1 rRNA gene is annotated in these 358 nt (G+C 48.0%); it reads left to right on the plus strand.

Annotation, left to right across the window (positions count from 1 at the left end):
* A 23S ribosomal RNA gene (locus tag H4J50_RS19185) occupies positions 1 to 358 on the plus strand; the annotation flags it as partial.

Here is a 358-nt window from a genome sequence, read left to right on the forward strand (position 1 = left end):
ATGTTAATCAGGGTAGGGTAAGTCGACCCCTAAGGCGAGGCCGAAAGGCGTAGTCGATGGGAAACAGATTAATATTTCTGTACTCGATATAATTGCGATGGGGGGACGGAGCAGGCTAAGCAAGCATGGCGTTGGTAGTCCATGTGAAAGTGAGTAGGGCGTTTGTTTAGGTAAATCCGGACGAACACTAAACCTGAGACACGAGACGAGTCACTAAGGTGATGAAGTTGCTGATGCCATACTTCCAGGAAAAGCCTCTAAGCTTCAGATTATATGGAATCGTACCCCAAACCGACACAGGTGGTCAGGTAGAGAATACTAAGGCGCTTGAGAGAACTCGGGTGAAGGAACTAGGCAA

This window comes from Colwellia sp. 6M3 (assembly GCF_014077595.1).
Lineage (GTDB): Bacteria > Pseudomonadota > Gammaproteobacteria > Enterobacterales > Alteromonadaceae > Cognaticolwellia.